The sequence below is a fragment of the Streptomyces resistomycificus genome, assembly GCF_001514265.1.
GTDB classification, from domain to species: Bacteria; Actinomycetota; Actinomycetes; order Streptomycetales; family Streptomycetaceae; genus Streptomyces; species Streptomyces resistomycificus.
The window spans coordinates 722,541-735,762 of record NZ_KQ948990.1 but is presented as its reverse complement, the minus strand read 5'-3'; the positions used below and the strand labels follow the sequence as shown (position 1 = coordinate 735,762).

Genomic DNA, 13,222 nt, shown 5'->3' with positions numbered 1-13,222 from the left:
ACAGAAGGCGTGCGGATGGCATGGCGTCCAGATCGGGTGTCTCCTAGGCTCGTACGCAGGGCACCCGTATGTGGCCCCTGCTCCCCGCAGGGATGTTCTAGGAAGGGAGCCCATCATGGCCGTCGACCCCACCGACCCCGCGACGTTCGCGGAAGAGGACACCGAGGCCGCCACCGAGATCGACGTCGAAGCGCCGGAAGGCGATGCCGCCGAGCAGCTCACGGAGGTCAAGCCGGACCGGGACGACCCGTTGACCGGCGTGAACCCGGAGCGCGCCAACGAGGCGGATCTGATCGAGCAGGCCCGCGTCGTCTCCCTCGACGAGGACGACTATCGGTGACGTACGTACTGAGCAGGGCCGACGGCCCGGCGACCTCCCCGCCGCCCGCTCCGTCCCGGCTTGGGAGAGTCTGCGCCCGTTTCGTCGGCGTCCGGTCCGTGAAATTCTGCGCTCTCACCGCGCACACCACGGTTACCGAAAAGTACGATGGCGGCGCGGCGCTCACCGCATGAGGACGACTTTGGGAGGCGGCGTGACAGCCATCGAGCAGACAGAGGCGGCACGCCCGCGAGGCACGCGCCTGCCGCGCCGTGCCCGACGGAACCAGCTGCTGGGTGCCGCACAGGAAGTCTTCGTGGCACAGGGCTACCACGCGGCGGCGATGGACGACATCGCCGAGCGCGCCGGCGTCAGCAAGCCGGTGCTCTACCAGCACTTTCCGGGCAAGCTCGACCTCTATCTCGCGCTGCTGGACCAGCACTGCGAAGCCCTGATCCAGTCCGTACGCACCGCGCTCGCGTCAACGACCGACAACAAGCAGCGCGTACGGGCGACCATGGACGCCTATTTCGCGTACGTGGAGGACGACGGCGGCGCGTTCCGTCTGGTCTTCGAGTCGGACCTGACGAACGAGCCCGCGGTGCGCGAGCGCGTCGACAAGGTCACCAACGAGTGCTCCGAGGCGATCTGCGAGGTGATCGCGGAGGACACCGGTCTCTCTCGCGCGGAGTCGATGCTGCTGGCCTCCGGCCTGGGCGGTCTCGCCCAGGTGGTGGCGCGCTCCTGGCTGCACAGCGACCGCAGCGTCCCGCGCGACCAGGCGGTCCAGTTGCTGGCCTCGCTGGCCTGGCGGGGCATCGCCGGTTTCCCGCTGCACGGCACCGACCACGGCGCCGACCACCACTGACCGTCGCCCACCGCGAGGGTTTGTTCCCGCCCGCTGTTCGCTCCTGGCGTTCACCCGCGGAGCGTGTACGTCCCCTCACCGGGCTAATGTGTGCGGAGTACGGCGCGGAAGGTCGCGCACTTCACTGACCGTCGGAGGGACATAGCCGTGGAGGTCAAGATCGGCGTGCAGCACGCGCCCCGCGAGATCGTTCTGGAGAGCGGTCAGAGTGCCGAGGAGGTCGAGCGGGCGGTGTCCGAGGCGCTGGCCGGCAAGTCGCAGCTGCTGAGCCTCGTGGACGAGCACGGCCGCAAGGTCCTCGTCCCTGCCGACCGCCTCGCCTACGTCGAGCTCGGTGAGCCGGCCCCGCGCAAGGTGGGCTTCGGCGCGCTGTAGTCACACGCGACGAGAGGGGCCCGGCGACCGAGTGTCGCCGGGCCCCTCTCGTGTTCCCCAGGATTTTTTCCTCCACATATGGAGCACAACTCGCGCACAGGGGAGGATTGCATTCCGCAGGTCACGGGTATGACGGGCTAGACCGTGACGCGCAGTGTGGCCGTGTGGGAGGGACCCCATGATGTTGTTGGAAGCGCTCGGCTCGGCGGTGCTCGGTCTCGTCCTTGCCGTGGTGGCCGGGAACCGGCTGGGCCATCGCCTGCCCACCCGCTCCCTGGTGCTGGCGACGGGTGTGGCCGGAGCCATGTTCGGGGCCTTCCTCACCCACAGCGCCCTGGACGCCGGCGGTGTCCTGCTGATCTTCGGCGGCGCGGCCGTCGTCTCCGTGGCGTCGCTGTCGCTGCTGCTGCGCCCGGCGGGAAGGCTCCGCCGGCGCTCGGCTCCGGCGTGACCGACCAGGACGACTGAGCAGCCCGACCCGGCGTCTCGCCAACCTTCAGGCGCGACTGGGCGACCAGCCCGGCGCCGCGGCCGACCAGCCGACGCCCGCACCGCAGCCGACTGCCAGCCCCCCGCTACAGCCGAACTCCCGGGCGCCGCGCCCCAGTCGACGACCAGCCCGCGCCGCGGCTAAGCAGCCAGACCCAGTGCAGCCATCCGCTTGGTGTGGGCCTCGGTGATGCGGGAGAACATCCGGCCGACCTCGGCGAGGTCGAAGCCGTCCGCGACGCCGCCCACGAGCATCGTCGACAGCGCGTCACGGTCGGCGACCACCCGCTGGGACTGCGACAGGGCCTCGCCCATCAGGCGCCGCGCCCACAGCGCGAGCCGCCCGCCCACGCGCGGGTCCGCGTCGATGGCCGCGCGCACCTTCTCCACGGCGAAACCGGCGTGCCCGGTGTCGTCGAGGACGGCCAGGACGAGCTCGCGGCTATCCGAGTCGAGCCGGGCGGCGACCTCCCGGTAGAAGTCACTGGCGATCGAGTCGCCGACGTACGCCTTGACGAGCCCCTCCAGCCAGTCCGAGGGCGCGGTCTGCTTGTGGAAGCCGTCCAGTGCGGCGACGAACGGCTCCATCGCGGAGGTCGGCTCCGCGCCGATCTCCGTCAGCCGGTCGCGCAGCTTCTCGTAGTGGTGGAACTCGGCCGACGCCATCTTCGCCAGCTCCGCCTTGTCCGCCAGCGTCGGCGCCAGCTTCGCGTCCTCCGCGAGCCGCTCGAACGCCGCCAGCTCGCCGTACGCGAGCGCGCCGAGCAGGTCGACGACCGCGGCACGGTACTGAGGTTCGGCGGAGGCCCGCGTCCAGTCCTGGGCGGCGACTCCGGTGTGTTCGACCGTTTCGGCGGAGGCGTTGTCAGGCTTGTCAGAGGTCGTCATGAAGCGCACAATAGCTGGCTCGCCGCGCGTCGGAAGTCCCTGGTCAATCAGTGTGACGACGACTACGTGACCAAATCGGCCATCGCGTGTGCGCGTTTCCGGGGTACAGTGGTAATGCGCCCGCCGACTATTCGACGGGCCGCACGAATGAGGATGCCCGGTCGGTGGCCCGATCGGCTCCGACCCGACAGCCCTCCTGGTACGTACGACACCGTGCGTACGCGATTCGGAGGGGGACCCTCAGCGGTTCGAGCGCTAGAGCGTCGGCAGTGGTCCCGTGTCATACGGCTCGCCCGTAAGGCAGTAGTCGACGTCCCCAGCACGGTCCTAGACGACCCCCGCGCTCGCCCTCGTGCCGCGCACACAGAAGAGGCAGCACCCTGACTACGACTTTCCGAGAGCTCGGAATCCTCCCCGAGACGGCCGAAGCGCTTGAGGCCGTCGGCATCGTCACCGCCTTCCCCATCCAGGAGATGACGCTCCCCGTCGCCCTGACCGGCAAGGACGTCATCGGCCAGGCCAAGACCGGCACCGGCAAGACCCTGGGCTTCGGTCTCCCGCTCCTCGAGCGCGTCACCGTCCCCGCCGACGTCGAGGCCGGCCGCGCCAAGCCCGAGGCCCTCACCGACGCCCCGCAGGCGCTCGTCGTCGTCCCCACGCGCGAGCTGTGCACACAGGTCACCAACGACCTGCTGACCGCGGGCAAGGTCCGTAACGTACGCGTCCTCGCCATCTACGGCGGCCGGGCCTACGAGCCGCAGGTCGAGGCCCTCAAGAAGGGCGTCGACGTGATCGTCGGCACCCCGGGCCGCCTGCTGGACCTCGCGGGACAGAAGAAGCTCGACCTCAAGCACATCAAGGCGCTCGTCCTCGACGAGGCCGACGAGATGCTCGACCTGGGCTTCCTGCCCGACGTCGAGAAGATCATCAACATGCTGCCGGCCCGCCGCCAGACCATGCTGTTCTCGGCGACCATGCCGGGCGCCGTCATCGGCCTCGCGCGCCGCTACATGTCGCAGCCCACGCACATCAGCGCCACGTCGCCGGACGACGCGGGCGCGACGGTCGCGAACACCGCGCAGTTCGTCTACCGCGCGCACAACATGGACAAGCCCGAGATGGTCGCGCGCATACTGCAGGCCGAGGGCCGCGGTCTCGTGATGGTCTTCTGCCGTACGAAGCGCACGGCGGCCGACCTCGCCGACCAGCTCAAGCAGCGCGGCTTCGCCTCCGGCGCGGTCCACGGCGACCTCGGCCAGGGTGCCCGCGAGCAGGCCCTGCGCGCGTTCCGCAACGGCAAGGTCGACGTCCTCGTCTGCACCGACGTCGCCGCCCGCGGTATCGACGTCGAAGGCGTGACCCACGTCATCAACTACCAGTCTCCCGAAGAGGAGAAGACGTACCTGCACCGCATCGGCCGTACCGGCCGCGCGGGTGCCAAGGGCATCGCGATCACCCTCGTCGACTGGGACGACATCCCGCGCTGGCAGCTCATCAACAAGGCGCTGGACCTCAAGTTCAACGACCCGCCGGAGACGTACTCCACCTCCCCGCACTTCTACGAGGAGCTGAACATCCCCGCGGGCACCAAGGGCGTCCTGCCGCGCTCGGAGCGCACGCGCGCCGGGCTCGACGCGGAGGAGCTCGAGGACCTGGGCGAGCCGGGTGGCCGCGGTCGCGGAGACCGGGGCGGTCGCGGTGACCGAGGTGGTCGCGGAGACCGCGGTGGTCGCGGAGACCGCGGCGGCCGAGGCGGTCGCGCCGAGTCCCAGCCGGCCGAGGACGAGCGTGCGGCCCGTACGCCCCGTCGCCGTCGCCGCACGCGCAACGGTGCCCCGCTGGACACGACGGCTCCCGCCGGGACCGCTCCAGTCGAGAGCGTCGCCCCGCAGGAGTCCCCCGCGGCGGAGGACGCCACCGCGACCCGCACCCCGCGTCGCCGCCGCCGTACCCGCGGTGCGGCGTCGGAGACCACGGCGGCAGCCGTGACCGTCGAGCCGACGGCGTCCGAGATCGCGCCGGTCACCGAGGCCGCCCAGACCGCCGTCGCGACGGCCGAGGGCACTGCGGCCCCGGCGGACGCCGACGAGGCCGCTGCGAAGCCGCGCCGCCGCCGCACCCGCAGGCCCGCGGAGCCGGTGGTCGACACCGCCCAGGCCACGACGCCGGAGACGGTGTCCGAGGCGCCGGCGCTGCCGGAGGCCGAGGTCCCCGCCACCACGCCGCGTCGCCGTACGCGCAAGGCGGCGGCCGCCGCCCCGGCCGCGGCTGAAGCCGCCGTCGACACCGCCGAGGCGGTCGAGACCAAGCCGCGCCGCCGCACCCGCAAGACCGCCGAGGCCGTTGTGGACGCCGTCGAGGCGACCGGGGCCACGGAGACCGAAGCCGCGGAGGTCAAGCCGCGCCGCACCCGCAAGACCGCGGCCGCGGCTCCGGCCACCGCCGACACCGCTGCCGAAGCCGCCGTCGACACCGCGGAAGGCACGGCGACCAAGCCGCGCCGCACCCGCAAGGCAGCGGCCGCCAAGGCTGTCGAGGCCGAGATCCCGGCCCAGTCGGCCTCGGAGGCGGGGCCGGCCAAGCCGCGCCGCACCCGCAAGGCCGCGGCCACCGCGACCACCGCTGAGGCGGCGGTCGACACGGCCGAGGCCGTGGAGGCCAAGCCGCGCCGCACCCGCAAGACCGCGGCCGCGGCCACCGCAGAAGCCGCCGTCGACACCGCGGAAGGCACGGCGACCAAGCCGCGCCGCACCCGCAAGGCCACGGCCGCGGCTCCCGCCGAGGTCGCCGCCGACACGGCCGAGGGCACGGTGGCCAAGCCGCGCCGCACCCGCAAGGCAGCCGCCACCAAGGCAGTCGAGGCCGACGCGGCCGAGGCTGCGGCGGAGGCCAAGCCCCGTCGTACGCGCAAGACCGCGGCGACCGCCACCTCCGCCGACATCCCGGCGCAGGCGGCGGAGGCCACGCCGCGTCGCCGTACCCGTAAGGCCGCGGCGGCCACGGAGTCCGCGGAGAGCTGATCCTCCGTACGACGGCCCGGTTCACCTCGTGTGAGCCGGGCCGTCGGCGTTCCAGGGCCCGAACCACGACCCCGGCCAAGGCCCTGCCCCTGCCCCTGCCCCTGCCCCTGCCCCTGCCCCTGCCCCTGCCGCGGGCCCTGCCCCGGGCCCGGTCGCCACCCCCAGCCGATAGCCTCCCCCCGTGAGCAGCCAAGCCTCCTTCACCCGGCCCCCCGACGCCCGCGCCTACCCCCTGCGCACCGCACGCGGGGAGTTCGCCGCGGTCGACTCCCCCGTGGCCGCCGGGGCGGAGCCGAAGGGCACCGTGTTGATGCTGCCCGGGTTCACCGGGAGCAAGGAGGACTTCACGCTGCTGCACGAACCGCTCGCGGCCCGCGGGTACCGGGTGGTGGCCCTGGACGGGCGGGGGCAGTTCGAGTCGGACGGGCCCGAGGACGACGAATCCGCGTACGCGCGGGAGGAGTTGGCGCGGGACGTACTGGCGCAGGCCGAGAGCGTCGGCGCGCCCGTACATCTGCTCGGCCATTCACTCGGCGGCCAGATCGCCCGCGCGGCCGTACTGCTCGACCACTCCCCCTTCCTCTCGCTCACCCTGGTCGCCTCCGGCCCGGCGCAGATCTCCGACTCCCAGCAGCAGCGCGTGAAGCTGTTGCGGGACGCGCTCGACGTGATGGGCATGTCCGAGGTGTGGGAGGCCATCCTGGCCATGGGCCCACCGGAGGAGGTCGGCGGGCCGGCCCGCGGCATCGGCGGCATGGAGCAGCTGCGCCGTCGCTGGCTGGGCAACAAGCCCGCCCAACTCCGTGCCACGGGAGGTCAGTTGTGCACGGAACCGGACCGGGTGGCCGAACTGGCCGCCGTGCCGATTCCGCTGCACGTCCTGTCGGGCGACCACGACGACACCTGGCCGGTGACCCTGCTGGACCGGATGGCCGTACGTCTGCAGGCCCGGCGGACGGTCGTCCCGGGTGCCCAGCACTCCCCCAACACCGACATGCCCCTGCCCACCGCCCGCGCCCTCGCGGACTTCTGGGACGGCGTCCGCGGCGACGGGGCCGGCCCGGACCGGTAGCGACCGGGCCCTACCGGGCTAGTACTGGGCCTGCAGGTGCTCCCAGAAGCCGTCCCGCAGGGTGCGTCTCAGGTCGGCCTGGCCGCGGAGCGAGTACTGCAGGAGGCCCTCCGCCTCGATCAGGAGGTCCTGGTCGACCGAACCGGGCAGGTAGGGATGGCCCGGCAGCAGCTCGACCAGTGATTCACGCCCCCGCGCCGCCAGCCACTTCGCCGCGATCTGCGCACCGACGAAGCGGACGTCCTCGCGGGTGGGGCGGGACGCCGACGGTTCCTGGGCGACAGGCGTGCGGCGGGAGACGTACGGCTTGAAGAAGTCGAGGTCGAAGGTGCGCTGGCTGTCGACCTCCCAGAGCAGCGGCTCTGCCTGGTTGCGGCCCTCCGGCGCCTCGATGCCCCACAGGTGGACACGGGCGCCGTACCCCTGGGCGGCCTCGACGGCGGACACCAGGTCCTCGTCGCCGCCGAGGAGCGCCGCGTCGCTGATCGCGCGGTGGCGGGCGAGGGACTCCAGGTCGGAGCGGATGAGGGAGTCGACGCCCTTCTGCTGGTTGTTCGCGTTCAGGTTGCCCAACCGGACCTTCACGTCCGGGAGTTCGGCGATGGACTGCTGCTCGGCGGTGTGGATGCGGCGTCGCGCGCCGTCGTACCAGTAGACCCGCAGCAGCCGGCTGTCGGCGAAGATGGTGCGGGCTCTGTCGATGAGGGCCTCGATGAGGCCTTCGGAGTCCAGGTCGAAGGCACGGCGGTCCTCCGTCCCGGCGACCAGACGTCCCGCGGCCGCGTACAGGTATCCCGCGTCGACGAAGATCGCATGGGTCGAGGGCGTCTTCGCCACCTCGGCGAGCATGCGCTGAAGCAGCTCGTTCGTGTGGTCGATGCGGGTGCTGAGGGCCACGAGGTCGTCGTTCATCACCTCCATTGTCCTGGCGGTCACGCTGCGAACACAACCGGTCCCGGTCAGTCCCGTTCACACCCGTTCCGAACCTCTTACCGGTCAGTAGTTAGCTGTTCGAAAAATTTCTTTAGCGTAGGGAATGTTTGTAACACGCAGCCCGTTGACTACTTACAGAAGACGTCGCACCACAGGACGCAACACAAGTAGTTCTCCTCAGGAGGATGACCAGACGAAGGGAGAAGCCAATGCGCTTCGAAATCATGCGACTCGACGATGTCGACGGCTCGGCCGTGGACAGCACCGTCGTGGACGCCGCCTCCGTCAACCGGATCGTGCAGCAGGCCGCCGCCATAGGGCAGCGCCTCTGGATTCGCCCGGCCGAGACCTCGGCCTCGTAGGGCAAAGAGCTCGCAGGGCAGGAATCCGCGAGCGAAGACCGACCGACTTCAGAGCCCCCGTACGGCACCGACGCCGTGCGGGGGTTCTGCGCGTCGTGGCCGGAGCTCAGCTCGCCTGGATGACCTGCGTGACCCCGTTGATGATCTGCTGCACGGCGATCGCGGAGAGCATCATGCCCGCGAGCCGCGTCACCAGGACCACGCCGCCGTCCTTGATGACCCGGATGATCAGCAGCGAGTACCGCATCACCAGCCACAGCACGACATGGATGGCGAGGATCGCCGCCCACACCGACACCTGCGTGGAGACGCTGTCGGCCTTCTGCACGGCGAGGATGACCGACACGATCGCACCCGGACCGGCGAGCAGCGGCATGCCCAGCGGCACGAGCGCGACGTTGACGTCCTTGGTCTGCTTGGGCTCGTCGGTCTTGCCGGTGAGCAGGTCCAGCGCGATCAGCAGGAGCAGCAGCCCGCCCGCGATCATCAGCGCGGGTACGGAGACGTGCAGGTAGTCGAGGATCTGGTGCCCGAGCAGCCCGAAGACGGTGATGACCCCGCCGGCCACACAGACGGCCTGGAAGGCCATCCGCCTCTGCACCTTGCCGGGGCGCCCGGAGGTCAGCGCGAGGAAGATCGGAGTGATCCCGGGGGGATCCATGATGACGAAGAGGGTCAGGAACAGGGAGCCGAAGACGGCGAGGTCGAACATGAGGGCCTTGCTGAGTGACGGAGGGACGGGGACGTGAGGACCGCGTGCGGCCCTGCGGGAGAAAGCACAGGGGCGCAGGGAGTGGGAGACCGTGAGGCGAGGGAGTGGGAGACGCGTGAGGCGTGAGAGGCGTTGGCCTCAGATCCCGCCGGCTCCCGGGACCGGGAACGCGCCCGTCGCCCGCCGCGTGATCTCCCCGTACACCTCGGGATCCGTGACGTACTCGCCGAGCACGCACGTCTTGCGGCTGCCGTGGTAGTCGCTGGACCCGGTGGTCAGCAGCCCGAGCTCCTTGGCCAGGCCGCGCAGCCGGGCCCGGGTGTCCAGGTCGTGGTCCATGTGGTCGACCTCGATGCCGTCGAGCCCCGCCGCCGCCATCTCGGCGATCGCGGACTCCGGGACCGTGTGCCCGCGCTTGCTGGCGCCGGGGTGCGCGAACACGGCGACGCCGCCCGCGCCCTTGATCAGCCGGATCGCCTCGAAGGGGTCGGTCTCGTGCTTCGCCACGTGGGCCCGGCCGCCGTCGGCCAGCCAGTCCTGGGTGAAGGCGTCGTTCACGGTCGGTACGACGCCCAGCTCCACGAGCGCGGTCGCGACGTGCGGGCGCCCCACTGATCCGTCACCGGCGATCCGCGCCACCTGCTCCCAGGTGACCGGCACGCCCAGCTCCTGAAGCCTGGCGACCATCCCGCGCGCCCGCGGGACCCGGTCGTCCCGCACCAGCTCACGCTCGGCGAGCAGCGCCGGCTCCTCGGCGTCGAAGAGGTAGGCCAGCATGTGCAGGGAGACGCCGTCGATGCGGCAGGACAGCTCGGCACCGGTGACGAGGGTGAGCCCCTCGGGCAGCGCGGCGATCGCCTCGGCGTGCCCGCGAGTGGTGTCGTGGTCGGTCAGCGCGACGACGTCCAGCCCGGCCGCGGCGGCGTTGCGCACCAGCTCGGCCGGTGTGTCCGTGCCGTCGGAGGCGGTGGAGTGGCAGTGCAGGTCGATGCGCACGACGCGGACTCCAAGCAGTGACGGGGCGGGACGGGACGCTCAAGGATAACCGGGTTTCCGAGCACCCCTGTCACACCCGCAACCCCCGAGTGACCCCTACCGGCGCGCGGGTGTCACGGCTCGAGCAGGCGCGGCGACAGCGCCCCGCAGGGAACGAGCTCCACCTCGGCCCCCGCGTCCCGAAGGTCCGTCAGCACCAGTTCGTCGTACATCAACAGGCCGGACTGCTCGGGCCACACGACCGCCCACAGCCACAGCCCGAGCGCCTCGCCGGCGAAGACCGCGCGGTCGTCGGGGGCGTCGGCCACATGCCACAGCGGGGTCGGCCGGCCGGCCGCGAGGACCTTGGCCTGGGGCGGCTTCTCGACGTTCATGTGCGGGCCCGGGTCCGGCCCGTCCATGCCCGCGTACCGCGCGCCCAGGCCGACGCCGAGTTCCTCGGCCACCAGGATCAGCTCACCCATGCCGCCGAGCGGCCCGGGTCCCGAGCACGCGACGGCGGTGGCCCGGCCTCCGCTGCGGTCGTCACCCGCGCAGGCCACGCCCGTGAACAGCCAGCCGACGGGCAGCGGCCACGGCATCCACACCGGTACCTGCGTGCGATGCACCACGACATCGAGGGCCTCGACGCTGGGCGGGATCACGGGCTGCACCGGGTGCACGGTGCCGTGCAGATCACACTGCCAGGTATCGGCGAAGAGTCCGGGAGCCCTGACCCGGCCACCACACTTCGGGCAACTGGGTTCGCCCCTCATGGAGCCCCACGGTCCTACCCCTGCTCCGCCACGTCAAGGACTGATCACCCGTCCGGGCGGAACCAGTCGACCGAACCCAACAAGGTGTAGCTTGCATTATTTAGCTGACCTAACTTACTATGTGCATATACCAACTACCTTCGTCGGGATGGGAGAACAGGAATGGGAGACAACAAGGACCCCTTCGACGAGGGAGCCGGCGGGCTGTTGCGGCAGCCCAAGGCGGTCTGGGCGACCGCGGGCGCTTCCGTCGTCGCCTTCATGGGCATCGGACTCGTCGACCCGATCCTGCCGTCCATCGCCTCGGGCCTGAACGCCTCCGCCAGCCAGGTCTCGCTGCTCTTCACGTCGTACTTCCTGATCACCGCGCTCGCGATGCTGGTCACCGGCTTCGTCTCCAGCCGCATCGGCGGCAGGAAGACGCTGCTGCTCGGTCTCGCGCTGGTCGTGGTCTTCGCGGCGCTGTCGGGCACCTCGAACTCGGTGGGCGAACTCGTCGGCTTCCGGGCCGGCTGGGGTCTGGGCAACGCGCTGTTCGTCTCGACGGCCCTGGCGGTCATCGTGGGCGCGGCGGCCGGCGGAAGCGCCGCCGCGATCCTGCTCTACGAGTCCGCCCTCGGCCTCGGCATGGCATGCGGCCCCCTGCTGGGCGCCCTGCTCGGTGACGCCAGCTGGCGCTACCCCTTCTTCGGCACCGCGTTCCTGATGGCGATCGGCTTCCTGTGCATCACGGCGTTCCTCAAGGAACAGCCGAAGCCCGCCCGCAAGACCTCGCTGCTCGACCCGGTCAAGGCGCTCGGCCACGGCGGCCTCGCCTCCACCGCCGTCTCGGCCTTCTTCTACAACTACACGTTCTTCACCGTGCTGGCCTTCACGCCGTTCGTGCTGGACATGACCCCGTACAAGTCCGGTGCCGTGTTCTTCGCCTGGGGCGTGCTGCTCGCCGTGTTCTCGGTGCTCGTGGCGCCGCGGCTGCAGGAGCGGTTCGGTTCCCTGAAGGTGCTCGGCGGCTCGCTGGTGCTGCTCGCGGCGGACGTGCTCGTGCTCGGCTACGGCAGCCACACCGTAGCCGTCGTGTGCACGATCCTGTCCGGCGCGTTCATCGGCGTGAACAACACCGTGTACACGGAGCTGGCGCTCGGCGTGTCGGACGCCCCGCGGCCGGTGGCGAGCGCGGGCTACAACTTCGTGCGGTGGTTCGCGGCCGCCGCCGCGCCCTTCTTCGCGCCGAAGATCGAGGAGTGGAGCGACATCCACATCCCGTTCGTGGTCGCGGCCGTCACCGCGGTGCTGGGCGCGCTCGTGGTGGTCGTACGGCGCAGGGCGCTCACCCACGAGGCCGAGGAGCTGGAGCCCCGGCACGCGACGGAGGACAGCGTCGCCGTCTTCGCCAACTGACGGAATCCGGCCACGGGTTGGTGAGATCAGTCACTGAGCGGGACGGACTTGCGGGACGGATCCCGGAGGTCCGTCCCGTTCGTCAGCCAGCGCTCCTGGAGGGCCTGGGCGCCGTGCACGCGCTTCCAGGCCGCCTCGTTCGGCGTCATCGGGAGCAGCGGCAGGAACCGTACGGGGTCGAGGGGCTCGTCGAGCTCCAGGTCCTCGACCAGGCCGCCCGGTTCGGCGACCAGGGCCGAGGTGAACGGGGCGCCGGGCCACAGGGGTTCACCGACGTCGAGGGAGGCACCGGGAGCCACGACCACGCCCTCGACCTGCGGAGAGGCGGCGAGGACGGCGAGTGGGCGCAGCACCTTGTCGGTGTCGGCGAGACCGCCTCGCACCGAGAGGACCAGTTCGGCGCGCGGGCCCTTGACCGGGTCGGCGAGCACCGCGGTGGGGTCCGCCATGGGCTGCGCGGACATGCCGAGCGTGGCGTAGCGGACGATGTCGCCCTCGTGGAAGCGGAGCACCTCGACGCGGTCCGTGCCCAGGAAGGTGACCGCCGCGCGCGCGTCCGGCTCGCCCAGCGCGGAGCGCAACCGGGCCTCGACCAGAGGAAGAACATCAGCCATGCGGCGAGCATAGAACTCGTCAGTGCCGGGCAAAGCAGCGCCTTGACACTTCAGGCGACTGCTACTCTGGGCCGGTGGTTCGGGGCAGCACGCAGAAGCGTCGCGATCAAGCCCCGACGCCGATGAGACTCCCCTACGGGGAATGGATCGTCCCTCCCGAGGGACCGGCCGGAGGAGGTGGGGCTGCAATGGACCGAAGTCGACCGTGCAGTAGCACCCGCTCTTCCCGCCGCTGATGTAGCTATCTGGCTCTGGCTGGCCGCCACCTCTCGCACTCGCTTCACCGCGGAAGAGCGCTTCGTTCGTCTTACCTGATCTGTCTGAGCTGAACCCGCAGCTGTATCAGTAGCGAAGCTCGCCACCGCGACGGTGCGGTGCTCCCCGCTTTGTGGACGTGCCAAACATCCTTCCCTGCTTCGAA

At 71.1% G+C, this 13,222-nt stretch carries 14 protein-coding genes; 8 read left to right on the top strand and 6 right to left on the bottom strand.

Annotated elements, in window-relative coordinates; all coding sequences use genetic code 11:
* The first annotated feature begins 115 nt into the window (after positions 1–115).
* From AQJ84_RS13365 to AQJ84_RS13350, 4 genes are all read left to right on the top strand, one after another.
* A complete protein-coding gene (locus tag AQJ84_RS13365) occupies positions 116–340 on the top strand; it encodes a hypothetical protein (RefSeq protein ID WP_030038297.1) in 225 nt (74 codons plus the stop codon).
* A gap of 193 nt (positions 341–533) precedes the next feature.
* On the top strand, positions 534–1,187 hold the full coding sequence (locus tag AQJ84_RS13360) for a TetR/AcrR family transcriptional regulator (RefSeq protein WP_030038298.1): 654 nt from the start codon (positions 534–536) through the stop codon (positions 1,185–1,187).
* Positions 1,188–1,334: 147 nt separating this feature from the next.
* A complete protein-coding gene (locus AQJ84_RS13355) occupies positions 1,335–1,562 on the top strand; it encodes a DUF3107 domain-containing protein (RefSeq protein WP_019754243.1) in 228 nt (75 codons plus the stop codon).
* A gap of 181 nt (positions 1,563–1,743) precedes the next feature.
* Entirely contained in the window at positions 1,744–2,013 is a 270-nt protein-coding gene (locus AQJ84_RS13350; protein WP_030038299.1) for a hypothetical protein, read from the top strand.
* Positions 2,014–2,192: 179 nt separating this feature from the next.
* On the opposite strand, the gene AQJ84_RS13345 is transcribed toward AQJ84_RS13350, so the two are convergent.
* Positions 2,193–2,948, bottom strand: a complete 756-nt coding sequence (locus AQJ84_RS13345) for a ferritin-like fold-containing protein (protein WP_030038300.1) — start codon at positions 2,946–2,948, stop codon at positions 2,193–2,195.
* A 464-nt stretch (positions 2,949–3,412) separates the two neighbouring features.
* Between AQJ84_RS13345 and AQJ84_RS43725 the strand changes: the two genes are divergently transcribed.
* Both AQJ84_RS43725 and AQJ84_RS13335 read left to right on the top strand, forming a co-directional pair.
* On the top strand, positions 3,413–5,959 hold the full coding sequence (locus AQJ84_RS43725; protein ID WP_053190300.1) for a DEAD/DEAH box helicase: 2,547 nt from the start codon (positions 3,413–3,415) through the stop codon (positions 5,957–5,959).
* A gap of 181 nt (positions 5,960–6,140) precedes the next feature.
* Positions 6,141–7,031, top strand: coding sequence for an alpha/beta fold hydrolase (locus tag AQJ84_RS13335; RefSeq protein WP_030038302.1), 891 nt, complete (start codon positions 6,141–6,143; stop codon positions 7,029–7,031).
* 18 nt (positions 7,032–7,049) lie between these two features.
* Here AQJ84_RS13335 and AQJ84_RS13330 read toward each other — a convergent pair whose 3' ends face one another.
* A complete protein-coding gene (locus AQJ84_RS13330; protein ID WP_030038303.1) occupies positions 7,050–7,943 on the bottom strand; it encodes an NYN domain-containing protein in 894 nt (297 codons plus the stop codon).
* 230 nt (positions 7,944–8,173) lie between these two features.
* Here AQJ84_RS13330 and AQJ84_RS43460 point away from each other — a divergent pair, with 230 nt between their 5' ends.
* Positions 8,174–8,326 (top strand): hypothetical protein, encoded by a 153-nt coding sequence (locus AQJ84_RS43460; RefSeq protein ID WP_164872996.1) that lies wholly within the window; start codon positions 8,174–8,176, stop codon positions 8,324–8,326.
* A 106-nt stretch (positions 8,327–8,432) separates the two neighbouring features.
* Here the strand turns inward: AQJ84_RS43460 and AQJ84_RS13325 are convergent, their stop codons facing one another.
* The 3 genes from AQJ84_RS13325 to AQJ84_RS13315 all read right to left on the bottom strand — a co-directional run bounded on the left by AQJ84_RS13325 (position 8,433) and on the right by AQJ84_RS13315 (position 10,789).
* On the bottom strand, positions 8,433–9,038 hold the full coding sequence (locus AQJ84_RS13325) for a MarC family protein (protein ID WP_030038304.1): 606 nt from the start codon (positions 9,036–9,038) through the stop codon (positions 8,433–8,435).
* Between the two features lie 138 nt (positions 9,039–9,176).
* Complete coding sequence (locus AQJ84_RS13320) at positions 9,177–10,034, bottom strand: PHP domain-containing protein (protein WP_030038305.1); 858 nt, start codon at positions 10,032–10,034, stop codon at positions 9,177–9,179.
* Between the two features lie 113 nt (positions 10,035–10,147).
* A complete protein-coding gene (locus AQJ84_RS13315) occupies positions 10,148–10,789 on the bottom strand; it encodes a DUF6758 family protein (protein WP_030038306.1) in 642 nt (213 codons plus the stop codon).
* Between the two features lie 162 nt (positions 10,790–10,951).
* On the opposite strand from AQJ84_RS13315, the gene AQJ84_RS13310 reads away from it, so the two are divergent.
* Positions 10,952–12,187, top strand: a complete 1,236-nt coding sequence (locus tag AQJ84_RS13310) for an MFS transporter (RefSeq protein ID WP_053190331.1) — start codon at positions 10,952–10,954, stop codon at positions 12,185–12,187.
* A 26-nt stretch (positions 12,188–12,213) separates the two neighbouring features.
* Here AQJ84_RS13310 and AQJ84_RS13305 read toward each other — a convergent pair whose 3' ends face one another.
* Entirely contained in the window at positions 12,214–12,801 is a 588-nt protein-coding gene (locus AQJ84_RS13305) for a suppressor of fused domain protein (protein ID WP_030038310.1), read from the bottom strand.
* Positions 12,802–13,222 lie beyond the last annotated feature (421 nt).

Excerpts from the sequence above, each read along its gene's own strand:
- AQJ84_RS13315 (WP_030038306.1), bottom strand. The coding sequence starts at position 10,789 with ATGAGGGGCGAACCCAGTTGCCCGAAGTGTGGTGGCCGGGTCAGGGCT.
- AQJ84_RS43725 (WP_053190300.1), top strand. The coding sequence starts at position 3,413 with ATGACGCTCCCCGTCGCCCTGACCGGCAAGGACGTCATCGGCCAGGCC.
- AQJ84_RS13350 (WP_030038299.1), top strand. The coding sequence starts at position 1,744 with ATGTTGTTGGAAGCGCTCGGCTCGGCGGTGCTCGGTCTCGTCCTTGCC.
- AQJ84_RS13325 (WP_030038304.1), bottom strand. The coding sequence starts at position 9,038 with ATGTTCGACCTCGCCGTCTTCGGCTCCCTGTTCCTGACCCTCTTCGTC.
- AQJ84_RS13305 (WP_030038310.1), bottom strand. The coding sequence starts at position 12,801 with ATGGCTGATGTTCTTCCTCTGGTCGAGGCCCGGTTGCGCTCCGCGCTG.
- AQJ84_RS13365 (WP_030038297.1), top strand. The coding sequence starts at position 116 with ATGGCCGTCGACCCCACCGACCCCGCGACGTTCGCGGAAGAGGACACC.
- AQJ84_RS13330 (WP_030038303.1), bottom strand. The coding sequence starts at position 7,943 with ATGAACGACGACCTCGTGGCCCTCAGCACCCGCATCGACCACACGAAC.
- AQJ84_RS13310 (WP_053190331.1), top strand. The coding sequence starts at position 10,952 with ATGGGAGACAACAAGGACCCCTTCGACGAGGGAGCCGGCGGGCTGTTG.
- AQJ84_RS43460 (WP_164872996.1), top strand. The coding sequence starts at position 8,174 with ATGCGCTTCGAAATCATGCGACTCGACGATGTCGACGGCTCGGCCGTG.